The organism is Marinococcus halotolerans DSM 16375, assembly GCF_000420725.1.
In the GTDB taxonomy this organism is placed as follows: Bacteria; Bacillota; Bacilli; order Bacillales; family Marinococcaceae; genus Marinococcus; species Marinococcus halotolerans.
Genome location: NZ_ATVM01000008.1, coordinates 52,426 through 77,263, shown reverse-complemented (window position 1 = coordinate 77,263; position 24,838 = coordinate 52,426). Strand labels below are relative to the sequence as shown.

Below are 24,838 nucleotides of genomic sequence, written 5' to 3'. Positions count from 1 at the left end.
TCTATCGCACGTTTGTAAATTTAACTTGAAGGAGGAGAACTTTCAAGCGAATAGGACGAATGTAATGCAAACGTAACAAGATTAAGCTTTATGAAATATATGAGAAATTATGTGTAATATTTATAAAATCCCTATACTAAAGAGTTTTAAGGCATTTATACTTAAAATTTCGGTAAGGAAACGAACATAATATTACAAATGAAAATTGTGAGAACAAAAGCCTAATTTCGAGATTTCGTGAGGAATGAACTAATCTTTAAATTTTAGTAAATCCATAAAAATGCTGCAGAAAAAGAGCGGGAAAAAGGAGATGCAGCACTCACCCGGCACAACAAAAAACCCCCTGAATCATCAGGAGGTGTGCCGGAAGCTATGTGGAAAAATATAAATCGTGAGAAATTAGTTGTGCGTCAGTCGTTGCTTAAGTGCTGGTAAAGTGTAATTTTAAGTAAATCTGTCAGGACGGTTAAAGGAATATTGGACATCGACCAGCCCTTTTCCAGGGCTTTTTCCTGTGTTTTGTTCCAAATATGGTCGTCTTCGGCGACATCAATAAAATCATGGCCGGCAAATGTAATTTTAATATTATGGTAGCTTGTCACCTGCTTGCTCAGGGTTTTGTGCCGGGTAGCCTCGATCAGTCCTCCTTCGGTGAGCAGATACATGTAATAATCGGTTTCTTCGTTTTTAGATGTCAGGCTGAAGCCGGGCTTTTGCTCCTTCAAGTCGATCAAAAGCTTCCTGATTGATTCCATGTCTCTTTCCATAACCATTTTATCTTCCACCTTTTTTATACTTACTGAGATTATAATATCGGGACTGGTCTAAACGCCAGAAAAGATTTGCGCCTTCTGGTGCATTGGCAGAAAGAGCTGTCTTACATGCCTGTTAAAAAAGAAGCCGGTGAACGCCGGCTTCTTTTTCCGAATACTTATTTCCAGACGTCTTCGGCAAGAGAAACGACGTGCCGCACTTTCGCCCATTGCTCTTCTTCGGTTAGGATATTGCCTTCTTCGGTAGAAGCAAAGCCGCACTGAGGGCTTAAACCGAGCTGTTTAAGCGGTACATATTTTTCTGCTTCCTGCAGTCTGGATTTGATTAGACCAGCATCTTCAAGTTCAGGGAATTTCGAAGTGATTAAACCGAGCACCACCTGCAGATCGCTGCGGTTTACATACTTTAATGGTTCAAAGCCTCCAGAACGTTCGTCATCAAATTCCAGCAGGAGAGCGTCAACGTTTAATTTACTGAACATATATTCTGAAACGGCGTCATAGCTGCCGCTCGATGCATAGGTGGACTTGTAGTTGCCACGGCAGACGTGCATATAGATCCGCATATCTTCAGGCTTATCGGCAATCGCTTCATTGACGGTGTTTACAAACATATCCAGCGTTTCTTTCGGATCCAGGCCTCGTGCTTCAAGCAGACCGCCGGAAAGTACGAGGTCCTTGTCCTTTTCAGCGCCGAGAAATAAAGACCAGGTCGTATCATCAAACTGAAGATGGCGACAGCCGGCTTCATACAAAGCCTGTATCGTATCTTTGTAAACCTGCACCAGATCGGAAAACAGCTCCGCTTCCGACTGATAGACATTTTTTTCTTCTTCGGTGACAGTCCGGAAAATAAACATGCTTGGACTTGGAACGGTCACGCGGGCGGCGTGTTCATCTTTCAGGCTATGTAAAAATTCGTACTCACGGATAACTGGGTGGTCGCGGAAGGCTAATTTATCAACAACTTTAACTCCTTCGGCTTTTGTTTCCGTATTGTCGCTGAATACAAGGCCATGGTCGAGTTTAATAAATTCTGCCCCTTCGACCTCCTGCATAAAATCAAGATGAAACCATGCGCGGCGGAACTCGCCATCCGTAACGACCGGCAGGCCAGCTTCTTTTTGCTTTTCAACAAGAGCAGTGATCTCTTCGTTTTCAATGTCCCATAGTGCTTCGGCGCTTAACTCTCCCTCTGTATACTGCTGCCGGGCTTTTTTGAGTCTTTCCGGACGGAGAAAACTTCCTACGTGTTCTGCGCGAAACGGTGCTTTTGTCAAACTATCCACTCCTCTGTAATATGTATAGATTCAGAAATAAGACAGAAAAAAGCAGGGCTTTTAGCTTCTTCTGTATATACTTTGCCTACTAATAGTATATGGAAGCAGAGGATGGTTTGTCTACAGAAACCATCATAAGCAGGCTGTGCTTCCGGAAAAATGAAAACGGCCCGTGTACGCTCTGTTAAGGGCGACGCTGAAAAACAACCACCGGTTCGCCGCGATCGTTTGTGTGACAAGCAGTGTGGTAATTGGAAAATAAACGGTAAAGCCCGTTAAAGCCTTTCAATTTGATTACAAATACAATATCTTTCATGCTCAACTTTTCTCCAGTGAGAGCGTAAATCGTTTTTTTCGGACGAAAGCTGTTGTCCATTTTGTCAGCACTCTGCTTATCGATATCCTGAAAAACAAGAATACTTTTAAGCTGCCTGGCAAACTCGCCTTCTGCTATCATGGCAGCGGCCTTTTTCTTTCGCGCCCGGTTGAGCGCAGACGGTTTTTCCACAGGGGTCATTATAAAATCTCTCCTGACAATAATTTAGCTGCTTTTCTTTCCATACCCCGGCAGCCGTATCACTCAATCCAGTAAAACGTTATGGAGGGAGTTTATGAAAGAAGAAAACCGTGAATAAAACAATCATCTCCCGCAGAAAGAAGGAACGACCTGTGATTGAAATTTTGATTGAACATGTACCGAGTACTCTGCTGCACCTGTTGACCGGTGCAGTGGTTATGTATATATTTTACGGAAATTCGAATTTAACTATTTCGCGGCGTTTTAAGGTGATGGCCTTCGGAGTGATGGTGCTTGTGCCGGATATTCCGAAGCTGTTTGGCAACTATATTTTTCATACGCTGCTGACGCTGCCGTTTATTGCAGCAGCGTTCGCCCCGGTAGTCCGTCGCGCGCTCGGGGGGAGCTTTCCCAAAGCCTAGACTGCTTCATTTATTACACTGGCCATCGGCTCTATGCTGATTGACTTTCTGGGAAACGGGACTCAGTTTTTATTCCCGTTAACCTCGAAGAATTTTTCGTACCCGCTGCTTTACCAGGAGTGGTGGGTTATCGTACCGCTTGCAGTAGTTCTTGGGACGCTCGCTGTGCGTGGAAGAAGTGTTTCGCCCCGGCAGTCATAAAAATTGCATGAAAACCTCTTCAATTCCAATGTATATACTAGTAAACTTATAGTATATTCAGACTAGGAAATTTATTTGAAGGAAAAGAGGATGTCATGCGAAAACTTTATTATGGATTAACGTGCGGAGTCTTCCTTTTAAGTGGCTGCAGCAGCGCCGGGGAGTCCAATGGGGAAAATGAAAACTCCGAGGCACAGACAGAAGAAGAGCCTGAAAAACAGGAGCAGGAAGATGAAAGCATTACAATTGGAGCGGCGGGAGACGTTTTGCTGCACGGTCGTGTATATAAAAGAATGGAAGAAGACGGGGAATACGATTTCACCCCGGCGTTAAAAGCGGTCACTCCGATGCTTGAAGAACCGGATTATACGATCGTAAATCAGGAATCGATTCCCGGCGGTGAGGAGCTTGGCCTCTCAGCCTACCCTTCCTTTAACAGTCCATACGCGATCGTGGACGACCTTCAGGATGCTGGAGTGGACATGCTTTCCGGGGCCAATAACCATACGCTTGACCGAGGAATGGAAGCTGTAAACAATGCGATTAATCATTATGAGCAGACGGGCATGGACTATGTAGGGGTATATAAAGACGAAGAGGATGCCAATCGGCAGCGTATTATAGACGTAAAGGATGTAGACATGGGGGTGCTTTCCTATACGTACGGACTGAACGGCATCGAGGTGCCGGAGGGGCATGAATATGTTGTACAGGAAATTGACAAGGAAAAAATACAGGAAGACGTCAAAGCAATCAGAGATGAATCGGATATCGTGGTCGTGAATATGCACTGGGGAGATGAATACGAGCGGCTGCCCAATGAAGAACAGAAGGAACTCGCTCAGTTTCTTGCAGACCTGGAAGTAGATGTAGTCATCGGTCATCACCCTCATGTACTTCAGCCGATGGAACGGCTGGAGGGCGAGGAAGGCAATGAAACGCTCGTATTTTATTCTCTCGGTAATTTTTATTCCGGCCAGGACAATGATTATACCGATACAGGCGGTGTTGCCACATTCGATGTGGAAAAGGACGGGGAAGATGTGAAGGTTACAGAGCCAAACATTGATTTCACCCAGGTGGTCCCGGGACCTGAAGACCAGTACACTGTAAAGCCGATGGCCGAAGCAGATCATCCGGCCAATGGCGGCGAAACGGAAGAAGAACTGCATGAGCACGTGTATCAGTGGCTCGAGGATGAGCAATAATGCATATGAAAGTAAATCCCGCCTGAAAACAGGCGGAAAGCGTAAATAATTTCAATTACTGTAATGAATAAATAAAAAGACCTCTAGTTTTAAACAGAGGTCCTTTTACTTATTATGCGCCAAACCCATTAATGAACGGATTGGAGTCCATTTCGGCTGCGATATCGGTGAAAGGCCCGTGACCACAGGCTACTACCGTATTTTCCGGGAGTTCAAGCAGCTGTTCGTGAATGGAGGCTAGAAGCGTATCCATATCTCCTCCGTATAGGTCGGTCCGGCCGACACCGCCTGAAAATAATACATCGCCGGAGAACACCGTGTTCGTTTCTTTATGCCAGTAAGATATACTTCCTGGTGAATGACCAGGCGTATGGAGCCACTGGAATTCAAAGCTGCCGAATTGAAGCGTGCCTTCAGCCTGCAGCAGGTGATCAGCGGGTCTGGTAGTAAACGCAGCCTCCGGCATCATGCGACCAGACCCATTTTTCTGGGGATCTCCGAGCCAGTCACTTTCCTGATCATGAAGATAAACAGGAATATTATAGGCATCCCGCACAGCGTCAAGCGCGCCGATGTGATCAAAATGGGCATGTGTTAACAGAATGACGACAGGGTGCAGGTCGTTTTCCTGAAGATAGGTGAGCAGTTTATCGGCATCACCAGCCGGGTCAATAATAACGGCGTTTTTATCATTATCGTACAGAACATAGCAGTTTGTCTGCAGTGGTCCAAGCGGAAGCTGTTTCCAGTTCATAGTTTCCCTCCATTTTTTGTGCTGGTTTTAGTATAAACAATATTTCGATGAGAAGAAATGACTGATCCAAAGGGAGGCACGAATATTAAAGAAAAATTTGCAGGCAATGTTCGGTTTAATTTTTTCAGCATTGGTTTTTATCTGAATTAGTGATAGAATATGAGCAAATAACGATGTACATATAATGCGCGGATGATGGTAAGGGGAGAGACTGCCAGGCAGCGCCGAAGGAGCAAGCCGTAACAGGTGAATCTCTCAGGCAAACAGACTCTTACTGGACGCTCCTCTGGAGAGCGCTTCTTTTAGAAGCCACCCACGAAGACACTCTTTCCGTAAAACGGAAAGGAGAAACTTTCTGGTTATAGGACAGAGCTTCCATAGTTTATGGAGTTCTGTCTTTTTTATGCTTTTTTCTGTTTTGATTTTTCAGAAAACAATGAATGAGGTGATTTTCTTGGCAGAATTAAAACGAACCCCCTTGTTTCCCGTGTACGAGAAATACGGAGCAAAAACCGTCGATTTTGGCGGATGGGAAATGGCAGTTCAGTTTTCCGGCATTAAAAATGAACATGAGGCAGTGCGTACAAAGGTCGGTCTGTTCGATGTTTCCCATATGGGCGAGACGATCGTGGATGGCGAGGATGCTGCTGAATTTCTGCAGTACATGCTCACAAATAACATAAAAAATGCAGAGCCCGGAAAAGCGCTGTATACCGCTATGTGCTATGAAGATGGAGGCACGGTTGATGATCTGCTCGTATACCAGCTTGAAAAAGAAAAATATATGCTCGTGTTAAACGCAGCCAACATTGAAAAGGATCTGGAGTGGCTGCGTCGCCACGTAACGAAAAACGTAAGTATTACTGATATTTCAGAAGATACAGCGCTACTTGCCGTGCAGGGCCCGAGGGCAGAAACGGTGCTGCAGAAAGTAACCGATGCTTCTCTTGCAGAGATAATGCCTTTTCGTTTTGCTGCCGGCGCTTCCGTCGGAGAAGCCGAAAATATCATCATATCAAGAACCGGTTATACCGGAGAAGACGGTTTTGAATTATACTGCCCGGCTGGGGAAGCCATCCGCTGCTGGGAGACAATCATGGAAGCAGGAGAATCTGAAGGGATCCTTCCATGCGGTCTTGGCGCGAGAGACACCTTAAGATTTGAAGCAAAACTGCCGCTGTACGGCCAGGAGCTGAGCGCAGATATTACGCCGCTTGAGGCAGGCATTGGCTTTTGCGTAAAGCTGAAGCAGGAAGACGATTTTATTGGTAAAGAGGCTTTAAAAACACAAAAAGAAGCAGGCTTAAAACGTAAGCTCGTCGGCATTGAAATGGTTGATAAAGCAATCCCGCGCCCGGGTTACAGGGTGCAGGACGATGACGGAGCGGAAATCGGATGGGTCACTACCGGCACTCACTCACCGACGCTGAAAACAAACGTAGGGCTTGCACTTCTGAATATCGAATGGACGAACCAGGGTCAGGCTGTCGAAGTAGACGTGCGGGGCAAAGCTAAACGGGCGAAAGTGGCAGCTGTGCCTTTTTATAAACGGGAAAAATAAACAGAGGAGGCGTCAGAATGGATTATCGCTACCTGCCGGTTACCGGCGAGGATAAGGAAGAAATGCTTAAAACAATCGGTGTGGATTCGATCGATGAATTGTTTGAGGACGTGCCGGAAAATATTCGTTTTTCCGGAGAAATGGAGCTGCAGAATGCCCTTGGGGAAACGGACCTTCTAAAGGAAATGAAACGCCTCAGTGACAGGAATGCTAACGTGCAGGACTGCGTCTCCTACCTCGGAGCAGGGGTGTACGAGCATTATATACCGACAGTCGTTGATCACGTGCTCCGGCGCTCGGAATTCTACACGGCGTATACTCCGTACCAGCCCGAAATTTCGCAGGGCGAGCTGCAGGCAATCTTCGAATTTCAAACGATGGTCAGTGAACTTACAGGAATGGATATCGCTAATTCATCTATGTATGACGGCCCGACGGCGCTTGCAGAAGCAGCGCTGATGGCTGCAAGTGAAAACAGGGGGAAACGGCGTACCATTGTCGTCTCTGAAACGATTCATCCCGAAGCGCTCGACGTATTGAAAACATACGCTTCAGGTCCCGGGATCACAGTGAAAATTGTTCCCGAAAAGGACGGACAGACAGACCTCGATAAGCTTGAAGACATGGTTGATGCTGACACTGCAGGAGTGATCGTGCAGTACCCGAACTTTTACGGCACTATTGAAGATTTAGCTGCTGTAAGGAAGGCAGCCGATAAAGAAAACTCGCTGATGATTGTCTCGGCAAACCCTCTTGCGCTCGGCGTTCTGACACCGCCGGGACGTTTCGGGGCGGATATTGTGGCAGGAGACGCCCAGCCGCTTGGTATTCCAATGCAGTTTGGCGGCCCGCACTGCGGATTTTTTGCCACCACTAAAAAGCATATCCGGAAAGTTCCCGGGCGTCTAGTCGGACAGACGGAAGATGAAGACGGAAGCCGGGGATACGTACTGACGCTGCAGGCAAGAGAGCAGCATATCCGCCGGGATAAAGCAACCTCCAACATTTGTTCAAACCAGGCTCTGAACGCGCTGGCTGCTTCTGTGGCGATGACGGCTCTCGGTAAAAAAGGCCTGAAGGAAACGGCCGAACGAAATGTTAAAGGCGCTCATTTCTTTAAACAACTGCTCAAACAAAAGGGTATCCAGCTTGTCTATGAAGCCCCATCCTTTAATGAATTTGTGATTAATCTCGGCCGCCCTGTGGCAGAAGTGAACGAACAGCTTTTCAAACACGGGATCATCGGCGGGTATGATTTAGGGGAGGTCTCTAGAGATAAAAACGGACAGATGCTCGTATGCGTGACCGAACTCCGGACAAGAGAACAGCTGGAAACCTTTGCTAAACATTTGGAGGTGCTCGTACATGAAACAGCCTAACCAGCCGTTAATTTTCGAACAAAGTAAACCAGGGAGGGTAGCGTACTCACTCCCTGGGACAAATATACCTGAGCAAAGTCTGAGTGATATTTTGCCGGAGGGGAGCATCCGGGAGGAAGAGCCGGCCCTGCCGGAGGTGTCCGAGCTGCAGTTAATGCGTCATTATACGGCGCTTTCGAACCGGAATTACGGAGTAGATTCGGGCTTTTACCCCCTCGGGTCCTGCACGATGAAATATAATCCGAAAATCAATGAAGAAACGGCCCGTATGGCCGGTTTTGCCGCTACGCATCCATACCAGCCGGAGGCGCAGGTGCAGGGGAATCTCGAAATGATGTACGACCTGCAGCAGGCGCTTGCCCAAATAACCGGTATGGACGAAGTGACGCTGCAGCCGGCGGCCGGCGCCCAGGGAGAGTGGACCGGTCTGATGCTGATCCGGGCGCTTCACGAGGCTAACGGGGAAACAGAACGCACAGAAGTAATCGTTCCCGATTCTGCGCACGGAACGAACCCTGCTTCAGCAACGGTAGCAGGATTCGATCACGTAACGGTCCGGACCGATGCACGCGGCCTGGTGGACCTTGAGCATTTAAAAGAAGTAACGAGTGAAAAAACAGCTGCTCTCATGCTCACGAATCCGAACACACTCGGTTTGTTTGAGGAAGATATTATGGAAATGGCCGATACGATCCATCAGGCCGGCGGCCGGCTCTATTATGACGGAGCCAACTCCAATGCCATCATGGGGATCACAAGACCCGGGGACATGGGGTTTGATGTCGTTCACCTGAACCTGCATAAAACATTCACCGGCCCTCACGGAGGCGGAGGGCCCGGCAGCGGGCCGGTTGGCGTAAAAAAAGAGCTGATCCCTTATCTGCCCGGACCGGTACTTACGAAGGAAAATGATACGTACTACTGGGACAACGACCGTCCACATTCCATCGGCCGCGTGAAGCCGTATTACGGCAATTTTGGCATTAACGTGCGTGCCTATACGTACATCCGTACGATGGGTGCAGAGGGACTCAAAAAAGTGTCGGAGTATGCTGTATTAAACGCCAATTATTTAATGAGACGGCTCGAGCCGTATTTTGATCTTCCGTACGGCCGCCACTGCAAGCACGAGTTTGTGATTTCGGGCCGCCGCCAGAAGAAGCTCGGCGTACGTACACTCGACATGGCTAAACGCCTGCTTGACTATGGCTACCATCCGCCAACAATTTATTTTCCGATCAACGTCGAAGAGTGCATGATGGTCGAGCCGACGGAAACCGAGGCGAAAGAAACGCTTGATGCGTTCGCAGATGCCATGATCGGGATTGCCAAAGAAGCAGAGGAAGACCCGGAAATGGTACAGGAAGCACCTCACACCACCGTAGTAGGAAGGCTGGACGAGACGCTGGCAGCACGTAAACCAGTGCTGACATATAATACCGAAACGTCGCTCAAATCGATGAAATAAATAAGCCAATGAGGTCTTCGAACTTCAAAATACAAAAAAGGAAGAGCATCTCCCGCTCTTCCTTTTAACTATTTAACTATGCGCTTTTTTTCTTTTTGCTGATTTTTCCTGTCCAGCGCTTGAAGCCGCCTTTCAGGTGATAGATATCCCGGTTCCCTTTATGCTTTTTGATCAATTTTGCAGCTTGCTTTGAACGCATACCTGACTGACAGTATAAATAAACAGGCTGGTCTTCCCGGATCTCCACCATCCGCTGCTTCATCTGGGAAACAGGAATATTCCGGGCCCCGAGGATGTGGCCGCCGTCATATTCCTTCGGCTCCCGCACATCGATAAGCTGGGCTTTACGATAGCCTTTAATAAAATCTTCCTGTGGTAATGCAGTTAAGTCTTTCGGACCGACAAACCGGCGTACAATAAGAAAAACTAATACTGCAATAAGCACTACCCATAACCATTCAAATATCATATATATTATTTCACCTCTTTCCAGGTCGATTGCAAATTAATTATAACGCATAACCCTGTTGTTTTGCTAGATTTCTAATTAACGGGCGGTCATTTTTATATATGGAAAGCAGCGATCTCTGCTACAATGGAAATGGAAAAATCGAGAAAGAGAGATGAACATTAATGGCAAAAGATACTTGGCTTTTTATAGACTCAGGTAATCAGTCACCGGCCTACAACATGGCACTTGATGAAAAACTCCTGCAGTGGCACAGTGAAGGGCAGATTCCGCCGGTAATAAGGTTTTACGGATGGAATCCGCCGACGCTGTCGGTCGGTTACTTTCAAAAGGCGAAAAAGGATATCGATATGGAGGCAGTAAAAAAGCACGGCGTAGGCTTTGTACGGCGGCCGACGGGAGGCCGGGCGGTTCTGCATGATCAGGAGCTGACCTACAGCATCATCGTTTCAGAAGAACATCCGGAAATGCCGGAAACGGTGACCGAAGCCTACCGCGTGCTTTCGGAAGGCATTCTGCAGGGGTTTTTAAAGCTCGGTCTGGATGCTTATTTTTCCGTGCCGAAGACGAAGGAGGAAGAGGATTCATTAAAGAATCCTCGTTCGGCTAACTGTTTTGACGCCTCGTCGTGGTATGAGCTGGTCGTAGAGGACCGGAAAATTGCCGGGAGTGCCCAGACGAGACAGCGCGGCGTTATTCTCCAGCACGGTTCGATTATTCTTGATCTTGATGAGGATAAATTGTTTGATTTGTTTAAATACCCGAGCGGGCGCGTGCGGGAAAGAATGCAGAAAGCATTTAAAAACAAAGCTGTAGCAATTAACGAGCTGACGGATACACCATTTACACTCGGCGATCTGCGTGAGGCGTTTAAGGAAGGGTTTGCCGATGGTCTGAATGCGAACCTTGAAGAATACCAGCTGACCACTGCCCAGCAGCAAGAGGTTCAAAAACTGGCTGCAGAGCGCTATCAGGCAGAGGAATGGAATTTCAGGCGCTGATACAGAGCATAAAACAATGCAATCAAAAGACAAAAGACCGCTCGGGAGCGGTCTTTTACTGATTATACATAAATACTTAGTTATAGGTCACAAGCGGCTGGGTGTCGCCTGCTTCGAATAGTTCGACCTCTCGGCGGAATTCTCCAAGAAGCTCTCTCGTTACCGGAGAATCTCCGTACTCAGCTTCAAAGGAGCCCTGAATGGATCGCACAGGCACAATTTCGATTGAAGTGCTCGTCATAAACATTTCGTCAGCCTTTCGGGCCTCCTCAATAGTAAACGGACGTTGTTCGACGGGAATATTCAGCTGTTTTGCAAGCTGAAGCACATAGCGTTTAGTAATACCTTCAAGAATATAATTGCTCTGTGGATGGGTAATAATCGTTTCATCTTTAACAATAAAGGCGTTAGTGGAAGAACCCTCCGTAATAACGTCACCGCGGTGCTGAAGAGCCTCTGCGCAGTGGTGGTCCTCAGCGGCGCGTTTAGCAAGCACGTTTCCAAGCAGATTAATGGTTTTTATGTCACAGCGAAGCCAGCGGATGTCTTCAGTGGCGTACACATCAATACCGTCGGTCTGTTTAGCAAACGGCACCCCGGCCGTTTTTGTAAAGCCGGTTAACACAGGGGCGGTACCTCGTTCATACAAATGATCCCGGGCCTGGATCCCTCTGGTCAGCTGAAAGTAAATATAGCCCGTGGTAAGCTCGTTTTTGTCGATCAGCCGGCGGAGAAGCGATTTCATGGTATCGAGGGAATAGGGAACCACCAGGTCGAGTTTAGAAGCACTGTCCTGAAAGCGCTCGAGATGACCCTCCTGGAGAAACAATTGCCCGTTGTACACCCGGATCACTTCATAAATGCCGTCGCCGAAATAATAACCCCGGTCTTCGAATGAAATAGTGGCTTCCTCTTTTGGGATGATGGATTCGTTATACATCACATAGCTCATGAATGCTGCCTCCTTCAATACTTTATATTGTACAAGATTGCGGTGGCGAAAAAAAGAAAAGCTCTTCAAAAGGGAAAGAATTATTAAGTGAACAAAAAAGTTTCTTAAGGGCAATTTTGAAATAAGGGTTAATTATAAGAAAAAGAGGGTTTGTTTTTTAGAAATAGTTTCGTTAAAATGAAGAAAGCCAATTTTTTTGTGTGACGGTTTTTATCATATTTATTGGAGGGTCTCGATGCCGACTCCTAGTATGGAAGATTATTTAGAGCGGATATATCAACTGATTGAATCGAAAGGCTATGCGCGGGTCTCAGATATTGCAGAGACGCTCGAGGTGCATCCTTCTTCAGTAACAAAAATGGTCCAAAAACTCGATAAAATGGAATATCTGATTTATGAACGGTATCGGGGGCTTGTACTGACTTCAAAAGGAAATAAAATAGGTAAGCGCCTGGTTTACAGGCATGAACTGCTTGAGAAGTTTTTACATATTATCGGCGTGGAAGAGGATAAAATATACGCCGATGTGGAAGGAATTGAACATCATCTCAGCTGGGATGCGATTGACCGGATCGGAGATGTGCTTCAATATTTTGAAGATGACGACGAACGCGTGCAGGCGCTGCGCGATATTCAGCGTTCGTATGAATAAAAAGATCAGGCGTTTATTTTACGCCCGATCTTTTTTTCGGTTTTTGTTTCCCTGAATTACTTTCAGATTTGCATCGTTCCGCCGTTTGCTGGAGTTTTTAGCGGATTTTTTCTTCTGCTGCTTCTGGGCCTGCTTAAAATTTTTCGCCTGATTCCCTTTCGCTGCTCCGGGTCTTCCGGAAGCGGCATTTGAGCCGGCTTGATATTGGTTCATCATCGCGCGTTTCATGATAACCTTTGTGAAAAGAAAATATAAACCAACAGCGATAGCTGCACCAATAACAAGGTAGAGAAGCAGTCCGAGCGGATCTGTTACGAGCCGGTAACCCACCCCTAAAATGGCAAGTCCCAGCACAACAGTGGCAATGGGATTTTTCAGCGCTTGCTGCATGGAACACACCTCTCGTTTCGTTAAATTTTCAACCGTTATCAGCAGGCATGGAGAGCTGTATCGAAAATAGAGCAGATAGGACGTGAACATAGGAAAATTAGATACGCTCCGGCACTCTGCTGCCCGGATTGAACAGCTTCGATAAGAAGATTCATTTCCATACCCGTTAAGTAACACTGTAAAACTTTGTGTGGAGAAATGACAGCAATTCTGCAGGGGCATAAGGCGTTAAGGGGATTATAGAGTGTTAATAGAAATAGTACTTAAATTTTACAATAAAGATTTGAAATGTGCTACTTTTAAACATTCTCTCACGGTATTAATATCATTCCCATATTCCAACGAAAATACACATGATATATAAAAGAGACCTTCCCCGCTGCTGGTGTCTGTTTCCCTACCGCGCGTTGTGTTACGATAAATAAAGAAGCAAAGTTAATCCAAAAAGAGGTGTCGTTAATGCATGAGATCACAGCAAGTATCCGGGAAGACCTTGAACATAAAAAGCTTGACGCGCTCGTTATACAAAGCCCCTACAACCGCCGGTATGTGAGCGGTTTTACCGGTTCGGCCGGCACGCTGATTATCACAAAAAAATCGGCCCGGCTGATTACCGATTTTCGTTATGTGGAGCAGGCTAACGATGAAGCACTTGATTTCGATGTGATCGAGCAGAAGGGTTCAGTATGGGATATGGTTGAAGAAATTGCCCAAAGCGAAGAAGTACGCTCCATCGGGTTTGAAAAGCAGCATGTAACCTATGCCCAGTTTGAAGATATGAGAGAAAAATTGAGCGGCTCCCTTTCACCGGTATCAGGAATCGTGGAGAAGCTTCGGGTATACAAATCAAAAGAAGAAGTAGAAAAGCTGCAGACAGCGGTCAATATTGCTGAAGACGCGTTTGAACACATTAAATCGATCATTGCCCCGAACATGACTGAACTCGATGTAAGCAACGAACTGGAATTTTATATGAGAAAAAACGGAGCAGCGGGGTCGTCGTTTGATATTATCGTTGCTTCGGGATGGAGAGGTGCTCTTCCTCACGGTATCGCTTCCGACAAAGTGATAGAAGACGGGGAACTGGTGACGCTTGATTTCGGAGCTTATGTGGACGGTTACTGCTCCGACATTACAAGAACTCTCGCTGTCGGCGAACCAATTGATGACCTGAAAAAAATATATCAGACCGTATATGAAGCCCAGATGAAAGCCGTGGAGCAGGTTGGTCCCGGGATGACCGGAAAAGAAGCAGATGCGATCGCGCGGGAGCACATTAATAAAGAAGGGTTCGGCGAGCGCTTTGGCCACAGCCTCGGCCATGGTCTTGGCATGGAAGTGCATGAACAGCCAGGGATTTCTCCGAAAAGCGATGTAAAGCTTGAACCGGGCATGGTCATTACCATTGAACCGGGGATTTATGTGCCGGAGCTCGGCGGCGTTCGGATAGAAGACGACGTTCTAATTACCGAAACCGGCAGCCGGAAGCTCAGCTATTCTGCAAAAGAGCTCACGATTGTCGGCAATTAACCGGGAGTGCATATAAAAAACCGGACAGCTGTGATATAGTAATAATCGATCAATTGAAGAGTGGAGGAACGTTTATGGTTTCAGTTAATGATTTTAAAACAGGACTCACCATTGAAACAGACGGCGATATTTGGACAGTTGTCGAATTCCAGCACGTAAAGCCTGGAAAAGGGGCAGCATTTGTCCGCTCTAAGCTTCGCAGTCTTCGTACGGGCAACATCCAGGAAAAAACTTTCCGCGCTGGTGAAAAAGTAAATAACGCCCATATCGAACGCCGGAAAATGCAGTATTTGTATGCGAGCGGTGACGTGCATACGTTTATGGACATGGAAACGTTTGATCAAATGGAGCTGACAAGTGAGCAGCTGAAATATGAATTAAACTTTCTGAAAGAAAACATGGAAGTATCCATTACCAGCTATGGTACAGAGACACTTGGTGTAGAAGTGCCTAACATGGTAGAGCTCGAAGTTAAAGAAACTGACCCGAGCATTAAAGGAAACACCCAGTCCGGAGGATCGAAGCCGGCAGTGGTGGAGACCGGCTACCGTCTGCAGGTCCCTATTTTCATTGAAGAAGGCGAGCGGATCGTTATCGATACAAGAACCGGCGCATACGCTTCCCGTGCCTAAAAACAAACGGCCTGCCATTGGGGAGGCCGTTTTTTCTTGAACAATACACGCAGGCGGCTCTGGACCGGTGAAATTGCAGAAACACCGTGATATAATGGAATGGAATTTTGAGCGGTAATACGGAAAGAGAGGCTATTATATGGAATGGAATGATTTAACGGAAGGCGCAAAAGCGGTACTTGAACAGACCCGCAACATGAAAAGCGACCAGATACAGATCGTGGAATTTGAAATCGGGTTTGAGCACCAGTACGGAGAACCCGGCCATGAATATACGGTATCCATTCAGGAAGAGGATTACCAGAGCATTAAACAATTTGCTGAAGAAAACGAGTACGGAGAAAAGTATCATATGGCCCGGAACAAGGATATTGTCAAATTGATTCTGCTTGAAAAAGGAAAAATTCCTGATAATCTTTCCGAATATCCTGTCTTCCGCCAGTATAAATATGAGTACGTACAAAAGCAGAGAGAAGCGGAAGAAAAAGAAAGAGCAGAAGCAGAGGCGGAGCAGGAAGAATAAAATCATGCTGCATAGAAAGCGGGGAGCGCTGTGAGCGAATACACGCTGCTTACGATAGGTGAAGAAAAAGAAAGCCTGGGAAATATTGAGATCGCCCGGGACGTGATTGAAGTAGTGGCGAGCATTGCCGCGCTCGAAGTCGAAGGGGTATACGAACTGCAGGGCAGCATCGCCGATGATGTAGCAGAGCGTTTCGGCCGGAAATCATATGGCAAAGGCGTGAAGGTAGATCTGACTGAACGCGGTGCAGTGGTGACGATCAGCATGCTGATTCACTACGGAAGCTCTGTGCCCGTCACGGCTAAGCAGGTCCAGGAAAACATTCAGCAGACCGTACGGGGGATGACTGATATTCACATCGATGCGGTGAACGTACACATTATCGGCCTGCAGTTCCCTGAAGAAGAGCAGCCGTTACAGGAACAGGAAAAATGACCAGGGAGGGCTGTCCCGCAACCGCTTTTCGGGGGGAGCCGTCCTTCTTTCATTTACGAATACGGCTCCGGGTACATAGGAGAAAAGGAGAACACGAAATGAATCGACGTTTAGCCAGGCTTCGGTCCGTGCAGGCACTGTACCAGATGGATATTACAGATGTTGATGCGGACCAGGCAATAAAGAATTCCATGCTCGAAGATGAAGAAGCAGATGAATTTCTGATTTCTGCGGTGCATGGTGTATGGGAACACCTTGTAGAAATTGATGAACGGCTCGTAGATCAGCTTGAACACTGGACTCTTGAACGGGTTGGGAACGTGGACCGGGCTATTTTAAGAGAATGCGTCCATGAGATGTTATATGTGCCTGATATTCCGCTGCACGTCAGCGTCAATGAAGCTATTGAACTGGCCAAAGCATTCGGTGGTGTAGAGGCAGGGAAATTTGTCAACGGCGTATTGTCGAATATTTTAAGTGACTGTGAACGTGAAGGGAGAGAAAGCGAATGAGTGCCGAGCTGATCAGCGGCAAAGAAGTAGCAGCTTCTTTGCGTGAAGAAATCAAGCAGGAGGTCGCCTCCTGGAATAATGGAGAGCAAATACCGGGGCTTGCCGTAGTTTTAGTAGGAGATAATCCGGCTTCGAGGTCGTATGTCAAAGGAAAGCAGAAGGCGTCTAAAGAAGTCGGCATCCATTCAGAATTAAAAGAACTGCCGGAATCCGTTACTGAAGAAGAACTTCTGCAGATTGTAAAAGACTATAATCACAATGAAGATATTCACGGGATTCTTGTGCAGCTGCCGCTGCCGGATCACATTTCAGATAAAAAAGTAATTGAAACTATTTCGCCGGATAAAGATGTGGACGGCTTCCACCCTATTAACATTGGCCGGATGATGACCGGTCAGGAAGCATTTCTCCCGTGTACGCCGTACGGCATTATTAAAATGCTTGAATACGTCGGGGTTTCAATTGAAGGCAAGCATGCCGTTGTCCTTGGAAGAAGCAACATTGTCGGTAAACCGATGGGCCAGCTGCTTTTAAATCAAAACGCTACGGTTACCCACTGCCATTCGCGCACAAAGGACCTGGAGTCGTATATGCAGTCGGCGGATATTTTGATTGCGGCGATCGGAAAGCAGGAGTTCGTAAAAGGAAAAGATATTAAGCCGGGAGCCGTCGTGATAGACGTCGGGATGAATCGCAAGGATGACGGCAAGCTATGCGGAGACGTTGATTTCGACGAAGTGAGCGAGAAAGCCTCGTACCTTACGCCGGTGCCGGGAGGCGTCGGTCCGATGACGATTACGATGCTTCTTTACAACACGCTGCAGTCCGCTAAACGTTTTCACCGGCAGGAGGCGTAGTCGTCATGCAGTCACCTGCGGATAAATGGCTCTCCGTTTCCCAGCTGACAGGGGCCATCAAGCGCTCTATCGAACAGAACCCGGGGCTGCAGAAGGTATGGCTCCGCGGAGAAATCTCGAACTTTAAAAAGCACAGCAGGGGCCATATGTATTTCACGCTGAAGGACGAGCAGGCGAGAATATCGGCAGTAATGTTTGCCGGCAAAAACAAAAATCTTTCCTTTATGCCGGAAAATGGCATGAAGGTGCTCGTCACAGGCAGCGTTTCTGTGTATGAGCCTTTCGGACAGTACCAGATGTATGTGAACGCGATGGAGCCGGATGGTATCGGACAGCTGTACGTACGCTTTGAACAGCTGAAAAAACAGCTGGAGACAGAGGGGCTGTTCGCAGCGGAGCGCAAGCGCGCCCTCCCTCCCATCCCAAGACACATTGTCGTCATTACGTCGCCGACCGGTGCAGCCATACGGGACATCGTCTCTACGCTGAAGCGGCGCTTCCCGCCGGTGAAAATCACGCTCTTCCCGGTGCTGGTGCAGGGGGAGCAGGCCCCGGGATCAATCACCCGGGCGCTTGAGAGAGTTGAAAAAATGAACAGCGCAGATGTAGTCATCGTTGGGCGCGGAGGCGGCTCTATCGAAGACCTGTGGGCGTTTAATGAAGAAGTGGTCGCACGGGCCATCCGGAACGTAAGCGTGCCGGTTATTTCCGCTGTTGGACACGAAACAGATGTTACGATTGCCGACTTTACGGCAGATGTACGGGCTGCGACCCCGACAGCGGCTGCCGAAATAGCTGTCCCGATGATCAGCGAACTCGAAGAAAAAATCCGCCAGCTGCAGAACCGGCTGCACCGGCAGATGCATTATAAAGTTCAGGAGCAGCGCACCCGGCTTGCCAAGCTCCGTCGTTCGTATGCATTTAAATACCCGGCCCGCCTGTTTGAGCAAAAAGAACAGGATCTTGACCGGATGATGGAACGGCTCGAAAAGCAGGCGCTGCAGACAGTGAAAACAAGCAGGCAGAAGCTTGAAGAAACAGAAAAGCGGCTGATGCGCCAGCACCCCGAGCGCTTAATCGAACTTGAACGCCAGAGGATGCACGAGAAACGGGCACGGCTGCAAAAAGCGATGAACCAGCAGGTGGAGCGGAAAAAAGCTACTTTTACAAAGTCGCTGCAGGCGCTTGAACTACTGAACCCGCTGGCCATTTTACAGCGCGGGTACAATGTTGCTTACGACGAAAATGACAAGGTGCTGTCTTCGATTGCCCAGGCAGGCGAAGGAAGCAGCGTGCGAATGTATATGACGGATGGATACCTGCGATGTGAAGTTAAAGAAAAGGGGGAGGATGGCTTTGAGGCACTTTCCCGTCCAGAAAAGGAGCGGTAATCTTGGCAGAACAAGAACAATCATTTGAACAGGCGATGGAGAAGCTTGAACAGATCGTAGAACGGCTTGAGGAAGGCGAAGTACCTTTAGAAAAAGCGATCACGATGTATCAGGAGGGCATGACACTTTCCAACACGTGCCACGAAAAGCTGCAGAAGGTTGAGAAACAAATGGACGAAATTGTGGATGAGAACGGAGAGGTAACGCCGCTTGACAGCGAGGAACCGGGCGAATGAGTGAGGACCTCCAACGTTTTTTCGATACATACCGCCCTTCTGTCGACCGCGCTTTGACTGACCGGGTACGTGCGTTAAAAACGCCGGAGACGCTGAAAGATGCGATGCTGTATTCTCTCGAGGCAGGAGGAAAACGCGTGCGGCCGCTGCTTTCACTGGCTGTGCTTCAATGCTACCGCCCAGTGGAAGAAGAAGATCTTCCGGCCGCTTCAGCAGTGGAGCTGATTCATACGTATTCGCTCGTGCACGATGATCTGCCGTCGATGGACGATGACGACTGGCGCCGGGGCCAGCCGACGAACCATAAAAAATTCGGAGAGGCCGCTGCCATCTTAGCGGGGGACGCCCTGCAGACGACAGCCTTTTCCTGGATAGCGGAAGCGGGCCGGCCGGCATCTGCCGGCGCCAGACTGCAGCTGGTGCAGGAGCTGGCTGTGGCTTCCGGAAGCGAAGGCATGGTCGGCGGTCAGATGGCTGACCTTGAAGGGGAGAAGCAGTCCCTTACCCTGGAGGAGCTCGAATACATTCATCATCATAAAACAGGTGATCTTTTGACCTTTGCCGTGGTCTCCGGTTCATTAATAGCAGAGGCCGCAGACGAAGAGGTGAAAAATTGGCGCGCGTTTGGCCGGGAACTCGGTCTCGTTTTTCAAATCAAGGATGACATTCTGGATGTCGAAGGATCTCTCGAGGAAATGGGGAAGTCCTCCGGAAGCGATGAAACGAAAGAAAAAAGCACATACCCAAAACTGCTGACGCTCGAAGGGGCAAAAGAGAAACTTTCCCATCATATTGCGCAGGCGGAAATGGTGTTGGATCGCATGACGGTAGAAACATCCCTTTTAACAGCGTTTCTCCAATATATTGGACAGCGTAACCACTAAAACAGAACGAATTAGTTTTCAGAACAGGCAAACCATGCTAAAATAATTTTGAAAAGTTGAATGGTGCAGTATCCTAGTCGGTTCTCCATTTTCGAAGGCGGGCCTAAAAATCCGCTGAAGGGCACATCGATGAAGTTCCTGGCGTCGGCTTGCGGCGCCCAGCCCTGGGTCGGTGCTGGGAGTTAAGGCGTAAGGGCGATCCACAATGGCATGTGGGCGCGAACCCTTTCGCCGTGGAGGCTGCGGTGATGCATCCGGGTCATCCTGGAAGACGGATACCGTCCCGGATGCATGCTGCGGTAAGACCTGTTGCAAAGGCCAAGGGAAGGCCTTTCAACAGCGTAGCCTGCCTTGAGTGGAACAGTGGGGAAGTTGTTCAATTGGTATCATACCGGTCGGCCAACTGGTATGGGACCCAACAACTGAAACCTGTTCTGCAAAAGAGGATAAGAAAGTGGCACGGAACTGCCGGGGAAAACTCCTAGGCTGTTTGACGCACGTCCGGAGTGGATTGCAGTGTGGTCTAAGTGGTAATTCAGTCGAACTGCCGGTGACGGCGTTCATCAGGCATTAAAGGGAAACCACCGATTCGGCGACGAATTGGCTGCCTGGTGGGAAATCCTACTGGACCTAAGCCACAAGGTTTACGCTCCGGGCGACCATTCAACTTTATACATAAGTAGTTGAAGAAGCGCTGGCAGGCGCTTTTTTCTTTTACGTGAGTGTTTAGCGGCAAAGAAAGGAAAAAAGCTTGAATGTATGTTATTTAGGGTATAAACAATCAGGCCAGAGCATAAAATGATATTAAAAGAATAAGATGTACGTTATGATAAAAACAAAGAATTTGGTGATAAGCGAGCATGAATAGTTTATGGAGAAAATCGCTCCGGTGGAGTACGTTAATTGGGTTTGTCACCCTGATACTTGCAGCAATCTTTTCAGTAGTCTCGACAGCAGTGCTTTCTGGAGTTGGCTGGGCGATTGGCATGGTCGTCGTGCTGATCATCGTATTTACCGGTGTAATCTTTGACGTGATCGGCGTAGCTGCTACAGCGGCAAAGCCGAGACCATTCAATGCAATGGCTGCTAAAAAAGTTCCCGGTGCGTCCCACAGTGTATTTATTCAACGCAACGCCGACCGGGTGGCAAACTTCTGTGCCGATGTAATCGGTGACATCAGCGGGGTTGTAAGCGGGACGGCCAGCTCGGCCGTTGTCGTACAGCTTGGTATGACGATTGGTACAAATAACAGCTCTAACGGCCAGCTGATTCTGAGCACTATATTCACAGCTGTTGTGGCAGCGCTCACAGTCAGCGGAAAAGCACTTGGGAAAACATTTGCGATTACTTATGCGAACAATATTGTTTTTCAGGTAGGAAGAATCTTGTATTTTATTGAAAATAAGTTAAAAATTAAGCTGATTCCAAAGAAAAGAAGATGGAAATCATCAACAGAAAAACATAGCAGGTAGGGGGATTTAAATGAACCTGGAAACTATCCAAGACCCTGGATTCATGAAGCAGTACAACGATAAAGAGCTAAAAGCACTAGGTGAAGATATACGGGCTTTTCTGATTGAAAAATTATCCGTTACCGGAGGCCATCTCGGTCCCAATCTCGGAGTAGTGGAATTAACGCTCACCCTGCATCAGCTGTACAACACGCCCAAAGATAAACTCATCTGGGACGTCGGGCACCAGTCATACGTGCATAAAATCTTAACCGGGCGTGCGGATCGCTTTGATTCGCTGCGCCAGTACCAGGGGCTTTGCGGCTTCCCTAAACGCTCAGAAAGTGAACACGACGTATGGGAAACCGGCCACAGCTCAACGTCGCTGTCTGCAGCAGAAGGAATGGCGCTTGCAAATCAGCTGAAGGGCGAGGATGCCAAAGTGGCGGCTATCATTGGCGACGGTGCTCTTACCGGCGGCATGGCTCTCGAAGCACTTAACCATATCGGTCATGAGCAGACGGACGTTACCATTATTTTAAATGACAATGAGATGTCGATTTCTCCGAATGTAGGGGCCCTTCACAGTATGCTCGGCCGCATTCGCACAGCGGGTACTTACCGCAGGACGAAAGAAGACGTAGATCATATGCTGCGCAGAATCCCTGCCTTTGGCTCGAAGCTTGCTTCCTATGCCGACCGGATGAAAGACAGCATGAAGCAGATGGTTCTGTCCGGTATGTTTTTTGAGGAGCTTGGGTTTACGTATCTTGGTCCAGTAGATGGTCATGATCTCGATGACCTCCATGCTAATATTAAATATGCCAGAGATACTAATGGACCGGTGATTGTGCATGTACTGTCCAAAAAAGGCAAAGGCTACACGCCGGCGGAAAACGATGCAAAAGGAACCTGGCACGGACTGGGGCCATATAAGATTGAATCCGGTGAAGTGATCAAAAAACCGGCAGCTGCGCCTGCCTACAGTGCCGTATTCAGCAATACCCTGCAAAAAATAGCAGAGATGGATTCCCGCCTTGTGGCTGTGACTGCTGCTATGGCCGGCGGTACGAAGCTCGACGCGTTTGCAGATAAATTCCCGGATCGCATGTTTGACGTAGGTATCGCCGAACAGCACGCTACAACAATGTCCGGCGCGCTTGCGACGCAGGGAATGAAGCCGGTATTTGGGGTGTACTCCACGTTTTTGCAGCGGGGCTACGATCAGCTTGTGCATGATGTCTGCCGTCAGAATCTGAATGTGCTCTTTGGGATCGACCGTGCAGGCCTTGTCGGTGCTGACGGGGAGACGCACCAGGGTGTGTTTGATATTGCATACCTGCGGCACCTGCCAAATATGAAAATACTGATGCCAAAGGATGAAAATGAACTGCAGCACATGCTGTATTCAGCCTTCCATAACGACGACGGCCCGACAGCCGTCCGCTATCCGCGTGGTAACGGATTGGGAGTAGAGATGGACGAAGAGTTTCAAATGATTCCTTACGGCAAATGGGAAATCGTCCGGGAAGGCACAGACTGTACGATCCTCTCGTTTGGAACAATGCTTCCGATCGTAGAGGAGGCAGCTGCCGAGTTAAGCGGACAGGGAACCAGTGTCCGTATCGTTAACGCCCGTTCAGCCAAGCCTCTTGACGAAGCAATGCTCGAAGAATTAGCTGAAGAAGGCAAACCGGTACTGACAGTGGAAGAAGCAGCACTAAAGGGAAGCTTTGGAAGCGCAGTGCTTGAGTATATGGCCGACCATGAGCATGACTCGCTTCCAGTCCGCCGGATGGGCATTGCTGACTACTATGTCGAGCACGGAAGCGTACCGGAGCTGTATGAAGAACTGGGTCTCACTCCAGAGAAAGTAGTGGAAAAAGTGACGGCGATGACCAGTAAAGAAAGAACAAACATCCGCGGATGAATAAAGAACGAATTGATACACTGGTAGTGCAGAAGGGCCTGTTTGATTCCCGGGAAAAAGCTAAACGGGCAATTATGGCAGGCCTCGTACTGGCAGATGATGAAGTGGTGGACAAACCCGGGACAAAAATCAGTGATGAGGCAGCTTTGCGTCTGAAAGGCAAACAGATGCCCTACGTCAGCCGGGGCGGATTAAAACTGGAAAAAGCCATTCAATCGTTTCAGCTGAAGCTGCAGGACGCCGTGGTGCTTGATGTTGGGGCTTCGACCGGAGGCTTCACTGATTGTGCGCTGCAGAACGGAGCTTCTATGGTATATGCTTTGGATGTTGGCTACAATCAGCTCGCCTGGAAGCTGCGCCAGGATCCCAGAGTAGAAGTGATGGAAAGAGTGAACTTCAGGTACCTCGATAAAAGTCGTCTGACTCGGGGAGTACCTGGGCTTTTGATCGCTGATGTATCCTTTATTTCCCTGGACAAGCTTTTCCCTGTGATGCCGCAGGTGCTGGACGAAGGCGCCGGCTTTTGCGTACTTATCAAGCCACAGTTTGAAGCGGGACGGGAAAAGGTGGGCAGAAAAGGTATCGTCAGGGACCCATCGGTGCACAGGGAAGTACTGACAAAAACAATCCAGTCCGCCGAAGGCTTTGGTTTAGCACCGGAAGCGCTCGATTTTTCCCCGATTACCGGGGGAGACGGCAATATTGAATACCTGCTCTATGGCTCGGTATTAAGCGATAAATCGTCTCGGCCCGGGGAAGAGCGAATAGAGGCTGTCGTCCGGGAAGCACACGAGTCATTCAAGAAAAAATTGGAACCTTCGTAAACGCCGATACCTGTCGGCGTTTTTTATTTGAACTATGATTTTAAAAGAATTTCTAAATCATGGCATGCTATTTACTCATAAACTTGTATAATTATAATGAAATAGTTATGATGAAAGTAGTTTTGCACGGGAGGTTTCGGGATGAATAAGGGACAGAGGCACATAAAAATAAGGGAATTAATTTCAAATTCAGACATAGAAACGCAGGATGATTTAGTAGCAAGACTCCGGGGAGATGGCTACAACGTGACCCAGGCGACGGTGTCGCGGGATATTAAAGAGCTTCACCTTGTAAAGGTGCCGATGATCGACGGTAGATACAAATACAGCCTGCCTGCCGATCAACGCTTCAATCCTATGCAGAAATTAAAACGGGCACTCGTGGACAGCTTTGTCGGCATTGATCATTCGGAGAATTTAATTGTCATGAAAACACTGCCGGGCAACGCCAATGCTGTAGGGGCCCTGATTGATAATCTGGACTGGGAAAATATTATGGGCACCATTTGCGGGGATGACACAATTCTCATTATCTGTAAGCAGAAGGAACATTCGCCGGAGATTGTAAACCGATTTTTAGAAATGCTTTAATGCTAATTGGAAATG

At 48.1% G+C, this 24,838-nt stretch carries 28 protein-coding genes and 2 riboswitches; of the genes, 21 read left to right on the top strand and 7 right to left on the bottom strand.

What is annotated here, in order from left to right; all coding sequences use genetic code 11:
- Positions 1 to 410: 410 nt before the first annotated feature.
- From G548_RS0107795 to G548_RS0107785, 3 genes are all read right to left on the bottom strand, one after another.
- Positions 411 to 773, bottom strand: coding sequence for a DUF2513 domain-containing protein (locus G548_RS0107795; RefSeq protein WP_022793601.1), 363 nt, complete (start codon positions 771 to 773; stop codon positions 411 to 413).
- A gap of 158 nt (positions 774 to 931) precedes the next feature.
- A complete protein-coding gene (locus G548_RS0107790) occupies positions 932 to 2,062 on the bottom strand; it encodes a 5-methyltetrahydropteroyltriglutamate--homocysteine S-methyltransferase (protein WP_027847272.1) in 1,131 nt (376 codons plus the stop codon).
- A 175-nt stretch (positions 2,063 to 2,237) separates the two neighbouring features.
- The gene (locus G548_RS0107785; protein ID WP_022793599.1) at positions 2,238 to 2,570 is read right to left on the bottom strand and encodes a hypothetical protein; all 333 of its coding nucleotides are present in this window, start codon (positions 2,568 to 2,570) and stop codon (positions 2,238 to 2,240) included.
- Between the two features lie 152 nt (positions 2,571 to 2,722).
- On the opposite strand from G548_RS0107785, the gene G548_RS0107780 reads away from it, so the two are divergent.
- From G548_RS0107780 to G548_RS0107775, 3 genes are all read left to right on the top strand, one after another.
- Positions 2,723 to 2,992: a hypothetical protein gene (locus G548_RS0107780; RefSeq protein WP_022793598.1), complete on the top strand. Its 270-nt coding sequence runs from the start codon at positions 2,723 to 2,725 to the stop codon at positions 2,990 to 2,992.
- Positions 2,993 to 3,025: 33 nt separating this feature from the next.
- Complete coding sequence (locus G548_RS19175) at positions 3,026 to 3,193, top strand: hypothetical protein (protein ID WP_156847919.1); 168 nt, start codon at positions 3,026 to 3,028, stop codon at positions 3,191 to 3,193.
- A gap of 95 nt (positions 3,194 to 3,288) precedes the next feature.
- On the top strand, positions 3,289 to 4,401 hold the full coding sequence (locus tag G548_RS0107775; RefSeq protein ID WP_022793597.1) for a CapA family protein: 1,113 nt from the start codon (positions 3,289 to 3,291) through the stop codon (positions 4,399 to 4,401).
- 112 nt (positions 4,402 to 4,513) lie between these two features.
- Here the strand turns inward: G548_RS0107775 and G548_RS0107770 are convergent, their stop codons facing one another.
- On the bottom strand, positions 4,514 to 5,155 hold the full coding sequence (locus G548_RS0107770; protein WP_022793596.1) for an MBL fold metallo-hydrolase: 642 nt from the start codon (positions 5,153 to 5,155) through the stop codon (positions 4,514 to 4,516).
- Positions 5,156 to 5,347: 192 nt separating this feature from the next.
- Positions 5,348 to 5,436: riboswitch (glycine riboswitch) on the top strand.
- Between the two features lie 3 nt (positions 5,437 to 5,439).
- A riboswitch (glycine riboswitch) is annotated at positions 5,440 to 5,527 on the top strand.
- A gap of 64 nt (positions 5,528 to 5,591) precedes the next feature.
- Here G548_RS0107770 and gcvT point away from each other — a divergent pair.
- The 3 genes from gcvT to gcvPB are packed head-to-tail and all read left to right on the top strand — an operon-like array spanning position 5,592 to position 9,563.
- Positions 5,592 to 6,716: a glycine cleavage system aminomethyltransferase GcvT gene (gene gcvT, locus G548_RS0107765; RefSeq protein WP_040880807.1), complete on the top strand. Its 1,125-nt coding sequence runs from the start codon at positions 5,592 to 5,594 to the stop codon at positions 6,714 to 6,716.
- Between the two features lie 17 nt (positions 6,717 to 6,733).
- Positions 6,734 to 8,095, top strand: a complete 1,362-nt coding sequence (gene gcvPA / locus G548_RS0107760; protein WP_022793595.1) for an aminomethyl-transferring glycine dehydrogenase subunit GcvPA — start codon at positions 6,734 to 6,736, stop codon at positions 8,093 to 8,095.
- Positions 8,082 to 9,563, top strand: coding sequence for an aminomethyl-transferring glycine dehydrogenase subunit GcvPB (gene gcvPB / locus G548_RS0107755; RefSeq protein WP_022793594.1), 1,482 nt, complete (start codon positions 8,082 to 8,084; stop codon positions 9,561 to 9,563). Before gcvPA ends, gcvPB begins: the two co-directional genes overlap by 14 nt.
- Before the next feature lie 76 nt (positions 9,564 to 9,639).
- Here gcvPB and G548_RS0107750 read toward each other — a convergent pair whose 3' ends face one another.
- The gene (locus G548_RS0107750) at positions 9,640 to 10,032 is read right to left on the bottom strand and encodes a rhodanese-like domain-containing protein (protein ID WP_022793593.1); all 393 of its coding nucleotides are present in this window, start codon (positions 10,030 to 10,032) and stop codon (positions 9,640 to 9,642) included.
- Positions 10,033 to 10,196: 164 nt separating this feature from the next.
- Between G548_RS0107750 and G548_RS0107745 the strand changes: the two genes are divergently transcribed.
- Positions 10,197 to 11,033: a lipoate--protein ligase family protein gene (locus tag G548_RS0107745; RefSeq protein ID WP_022793592.1), complete on the top strand. Its 837-nt coding sequence runs from the start codon at positions 10,197 to 10,199 to the stop codon at positions 11,031 to 11,033.
- A gap of 76 nt (positions 11,034 to 11,109) precedes the next feature.
- On the opposite strand, the gene dat is transcribed toward G548_RS0107745, so the two are convergent.
- Entirely contained in the window at positions 11,110 to 11,985 is an 876-nt protein-coding gene (gene dat / locus G548_RS0107740) for a D-amino-acid transaminase (RefSeq protein WP_022793591.1), read from the bottom strand.
- A 235-nt stretch (positions 11,986 to 12,220) separates the two neighbouring features.
- On the opposite strand from dat, the gene mntR reads away from it, so the two are divergent.
- Positions 12,221 to 12,637 carry a transcriptional regulator MntR gene (mntR, locus tag G548_RS0107735; protein ID WP_022793590.1) on the top strand — a complete coding sequence of 139 codons (417 nt, stop codon included), beginning with the start codon at positions 12,221 to 12,223 and terminating at the stop codon, positions 12,635 to 12,637.
- A gap of 18 nt (positions 12,638 to 12,655) precedes the next feature.
- On the opposite strand, the gene G548_RS0107730 is transcribed toward mntR, so the two are convergent.
- Positions 12,656 to 13,027 (bottom strand): hypothetical protein, encoded by a 372-nt coding sequence (locus tag G548_RS0107730; protein ID WP_022793589.1) that lies wholly within the window; start codon positions 13,025 to 13,027, stop codon positions 12,656 to 12,658.
- Positions 13,028 to 13,486: 459 nt separating this feature from the next.
- On the opposite strand from G548_RS0107730, the gene G548_RS0107725 reads away from it, so the two are divergent.
- The 13 genes from G548_RS0107725 to ahrC all read left to right on the top strand — a co-directional run bounded on the left by G548_RS0107725 (position 13,487) and on the right by ahrC (position 24,823).
- Complete coding sequence (locus tag G548_RS0107725; protein WP_022793588.1) at positions 13,487 to 14,557, top strand: M24 family metallopeptidase; 1,071 nt, start codon at positions 13,487 to 13,489, stop codon at positions 14,555 to 14,557.
- A 74-nt stretch (positions 14,558 to 14,631) separates the two neighbouring features.
- On the top strand, positions 14,632 to 15,189 hold the full coding sequence (efp, locus tag G548_RS0107720; RefSeq protein WP_022793587.1) for an elongation factor P: 558 nt from the start codon (positions 14,632 to 14,634) through the stop codon (positions 15,187 to 15,189).
- Positions 15,190 to 15,328: 139 nt separating this feature from the next.
- Positions 15,329 to 15,712, top strand: coding sequence for a hypothetical protein (locus G548_RS0107715; protein ID WP_022793586.1), 384 nt, complete (start codon positions 15,329 to 15,331; stop codon positions 15,710 to 15,712).
- 30 nt (positions 15,713 to 15,742) lie between these two features.
- Complete coding sequence (locus G548_RS0107710; RefSeq protein WP_022793585.1) at positions 15,743 to 16,147, top strand: Asp23/Gls24 family envelope stress response protein; 405 nt, start codon at positions 15,743 to 15,745, stop codon at positions 16,145 to 16,147.
- 98 nt (positions 16,148 to 16,245) lie between these two features.
- Positions 16,246 to 16,659, top strand: a complete 414-nt coding sequence (nusB, locus tag G548_RS0107705) for a transcription antitermination factor NusB (RefSeq protein ID WP_022793584.1) — start codon at positions 16,246 to 16,248, stop codon at positions 16,657 to 16,659.
- Entirely contained in the window at positions 16,656 to 17,516 is an 861-nt protein-coding gene (gene folD, locus G548_RS0107700; RefSeq protein ID WP_022793583.1) for a bifunctional methylenetetrahydrofolate dehydrogenase/methenyltetrahydrofolate cyclohydrolase FolD, read from the top strand. Before nusB ends, folD begins: the two co-directional genes overlap by 4 nt.
- A 5-nt stretch (positions 17,517 to 17,521) precedes the next feature.
- Positions 17,522 to 18,907, top strand: a complete 1,386-nt coding sequence (gene xseA / locus G548_RS0107695) for an exodeoxyribonuclease VII large subunit (RefSeq protein WP_022793582.1) — start codon at positions 17,522 to 17,524, stop codon at positions 18,905 to 18,907.
- Positions 18,907 to 19,143 carry an exodeoxyribonuclease VII small subunit gene (xseB, locus tag G548_RS0107690; RefSeq protein WP_281163399.1) on the top strand — a complete coding sequence of 79 codons (237 nt, stop codon included), beginning with the start codon at positions 18,907 to 18,909 and terminating at the stop codon, positions 19,141 to 19,143. The genes xseA and xseB overlap by 1 nt, the downstream gene beginning before the upstream one ends.
- Positions 19,140 to 20,027 carry a polyprenyl synthetase family protein gene (locus tag G548_RS0107685; protein WP_022793580.1) on the top strand — a complete coding sequence of 296 codons (888 nt, stop codon included), beginning with the start codon at positions 19,140 to 19,142 and terminating at the stop codon, positions 20,025 to 20,027. Before xseB ends, G548_RS0107685 begins: the two co-directional genes overlap by 4 nt.
- Positions 20,028 to 20,887: 860 nt before the next feature.
- The gene (locus tag G548_RS0107675) at positions 20,888 to 21,499 is read left to right on the top strand and encodes a hypothetical protein (RefSeq protein ID WP_022793578.1); all 612 of its coding nucleotides are present in this window, start codon (positions 20,888 to 20,890) and stop codon (positions 21,497 to 21,499) included.
- Positions 21,500 to 21,509: 10 nt separating this feature from the next.
- On the top strand, positions 21,510 to 23,408 hold the full coding sequence (gene dxs, locus G548_RS0107670) for a 1-deoxy-D-xylulose-5-phosphate synthase (RefSeq protein WP_022793577.1): 1,899 nt from the start codon (positions 21,510 to 21,512) through the stop codon (positions 23,406 to 23,408).
- The gene (locus tag G548_RS0107665) at positions 23,405 to 24,232 is read left to right on the top strand and encodes a TlyA family RNA methyltransferase (RefSeq protein WP_022793576.1); all 828 of its coding nucleotides are present in this window, start codon (positions 23,405 to 23,407) and stop codon (positions 24,230 to 24,232) included. Before dxs ends, G548_RS0107665 begins: the two co-directional genes overlap by 4 nt.
- 141 nt (positions 24,233 to 24,373) lie before the next feature.
- Positions 24,374 to 24,823: a transcriptional regulator AhrC/ArgR gene (ahrC, locus tag G548_RS0107660; RefSeq protein ID WP_022793575.1), complete on the top strand. Its 450-nt coding sequence runs from the start codon at positions 24,374 to 24,376 to the stop codon at positions 24,821 to 24,823.
- Positions 24,824 to 24,838: the final 15 nt, after the last annotated feature.

Excerpts from the sequence above, each read along its gene's own strand:
- G548_RS0107795 (WP_022793601.1), bottom strand. The coding sequence starts at position 773 with ATGGTTATGGAAAGAGACATGGAATCAATCAGGAAGCTTTTGATCGAC.
- G548_RS0107785 (WP_022793599.1), bottom strand. The coding sequence starts at position 2,570 with ATGACCCCTGTGGAAAAACCGTCTGCGCTCAACCGGGCGCGAAAGAAA.
- G548_RS19175 (WP_156847919.1), top strand. The coding sequence starts at position 3,026 with ATGCTGATTGACTTTCTGGGAAACGGGACTCAGTTTTTATTCCCGTTA.
- G548_RS0107775 (WP_022793597.1), top strand. The coding sequence starts at position 3,289 with ATGCGAAAACTTTATTATGGATTAACGTGCGGAGTCTTCCTTTTAAGT.
- G548_RS0107770 (WP_022793596.1), bottom strand. The coding sequence starts at position 5,155 with ATGAACTGGAAACAGCTTCCGCTTGGACCACTGCAGACAAACTGCTAT.
- gcvT (WP_040880807.1), top strand. The coding sequence starts at position 5,592 with ATGAATGAGGTGATTTTCTTGGCAGAATTAAAACGAACCCCCTTGTTT.
- gcvPA (WP_022793595.1), top strand. The coding sequence starts at position 6,734 with ATGGATTATCGCTACCTGCCGGTTACCGGCGAGGATAAGGAAGAAATG.
- gcvPB (WP_022793594.1), top strand. The coding sequence starts at position 8,082 with ATGAAACAGCCTAACCAGCCGTTAATTTTCGAACAAAGTAAACCAGGG.
- G548_RS0107750 (WP_022793593.1), bottom strand. The coding sequence starts at position 10,032 with ATGATATTTGAATGGTTATGGGTAGTGCTTATTGCAGTATTAGTTTTT.
- G548_RS0107745 (WP_022793592.1), top strand. The coding sequence starts at position 10,197 with ATGGCAAAAGATACTTGGCTTTTTATAGACTCAGGTAATCAGTCACCG.
- dat (WP_022793591.1), bottom strand. The coding sequence starts at position 11,985 with ATGAGCTATGTGATGTATAACGAATCCATCATCCCAAAAGAGGAAGCC.
- mntR (WP_022793590.1), top strand. The coding sequence starts at position 12,221 with ATGCCGACTCCTAGTATGGAAGATTATTTAGAGCGGATATATCAACTG.
- G548_RS0107730 (WP_022793589.1), bottom strand. The coding sequence starts at position 13,027 with ATGCAGCAAGCGCTGAAAAATCCCATTGCCACTGTTGTGCTGGGACTT.
- G548_RS0107725 (WP_022793588.1), top strand. The coding sequence starts at position 13,487 with ATGCATGAGATCACAGCAAGTATCCGGGAAGACCTTGAACATAAAAAG.
- efp (WP_022793587.1), top strand. The coding sequence starts at position 14,632 with ATGGTTTCAGTTAATGATTTTAAAACAGGACTCACCATTGAAACAGAC.
- G548_RS0107715 (WP_022793586.1), top strand. The coding sequence starts at position 15,329 with ATGGAATGGAATGATTTAACGGAAGGCGCAAAAGCGGTACTTGAACAG.
- nusB (WP_022793584.1), top strand. The coding sequence starts at position 16,246 with ATGAATCGACGTTTAGCCAGGCTTCGGTCCGTGCAGGCACTGTACCAG.
- folD (WP_022793583.1), top strand. The coding sequence starts at position 16,656 with ATGAGTGCCGAGCTGATCAGCGGCAAAGAAGTAGCAGCTTCTTTGCGT.
- xseA (WP_022793582.1), top strand. The coding sequence starts at position 17,522 with ATGCAGTCACCTGCGGATAAATGGCTCTCCGTTTCCCAGCTGACAGGG.
- G548_RS0107685 (WP_022793580.1), top strand. The coding sequence starts at position 19,140 with ATGAGTGAGGACCTCCAACGTTTTTTCGATACATACCGCCCTTCTGTC.
- G548_RS0107675 (WP_022793578.1), top strand. The coding sequence starts at position 20,888 with ATGAATAGTTTATGGAGAAAATCGCTCCGGTGGAGTACGTTAATTGGG.
- dxs (WP_022793577.1), top strand. The coding sequence starts at position 21,510 with ATGAACCTGGAAACTATCCAAGACCCTGGATTCATGAAGCAGTACAAC.
- G548_RS0107665 (WP_022793576.1), top strand. The coding sequence starts at position 23,405 with ATGAATAAAGAACGAATTGATACACTGGTAGTGCAGAAGGGCCTGTTT.
- ahrC (WP_022793575.1), top strand. The coding sequence starts at position 24,374 with ATGAATAAGGGACAGAGGCACATAAAAATAAGGGAATTAATTTCAAAT.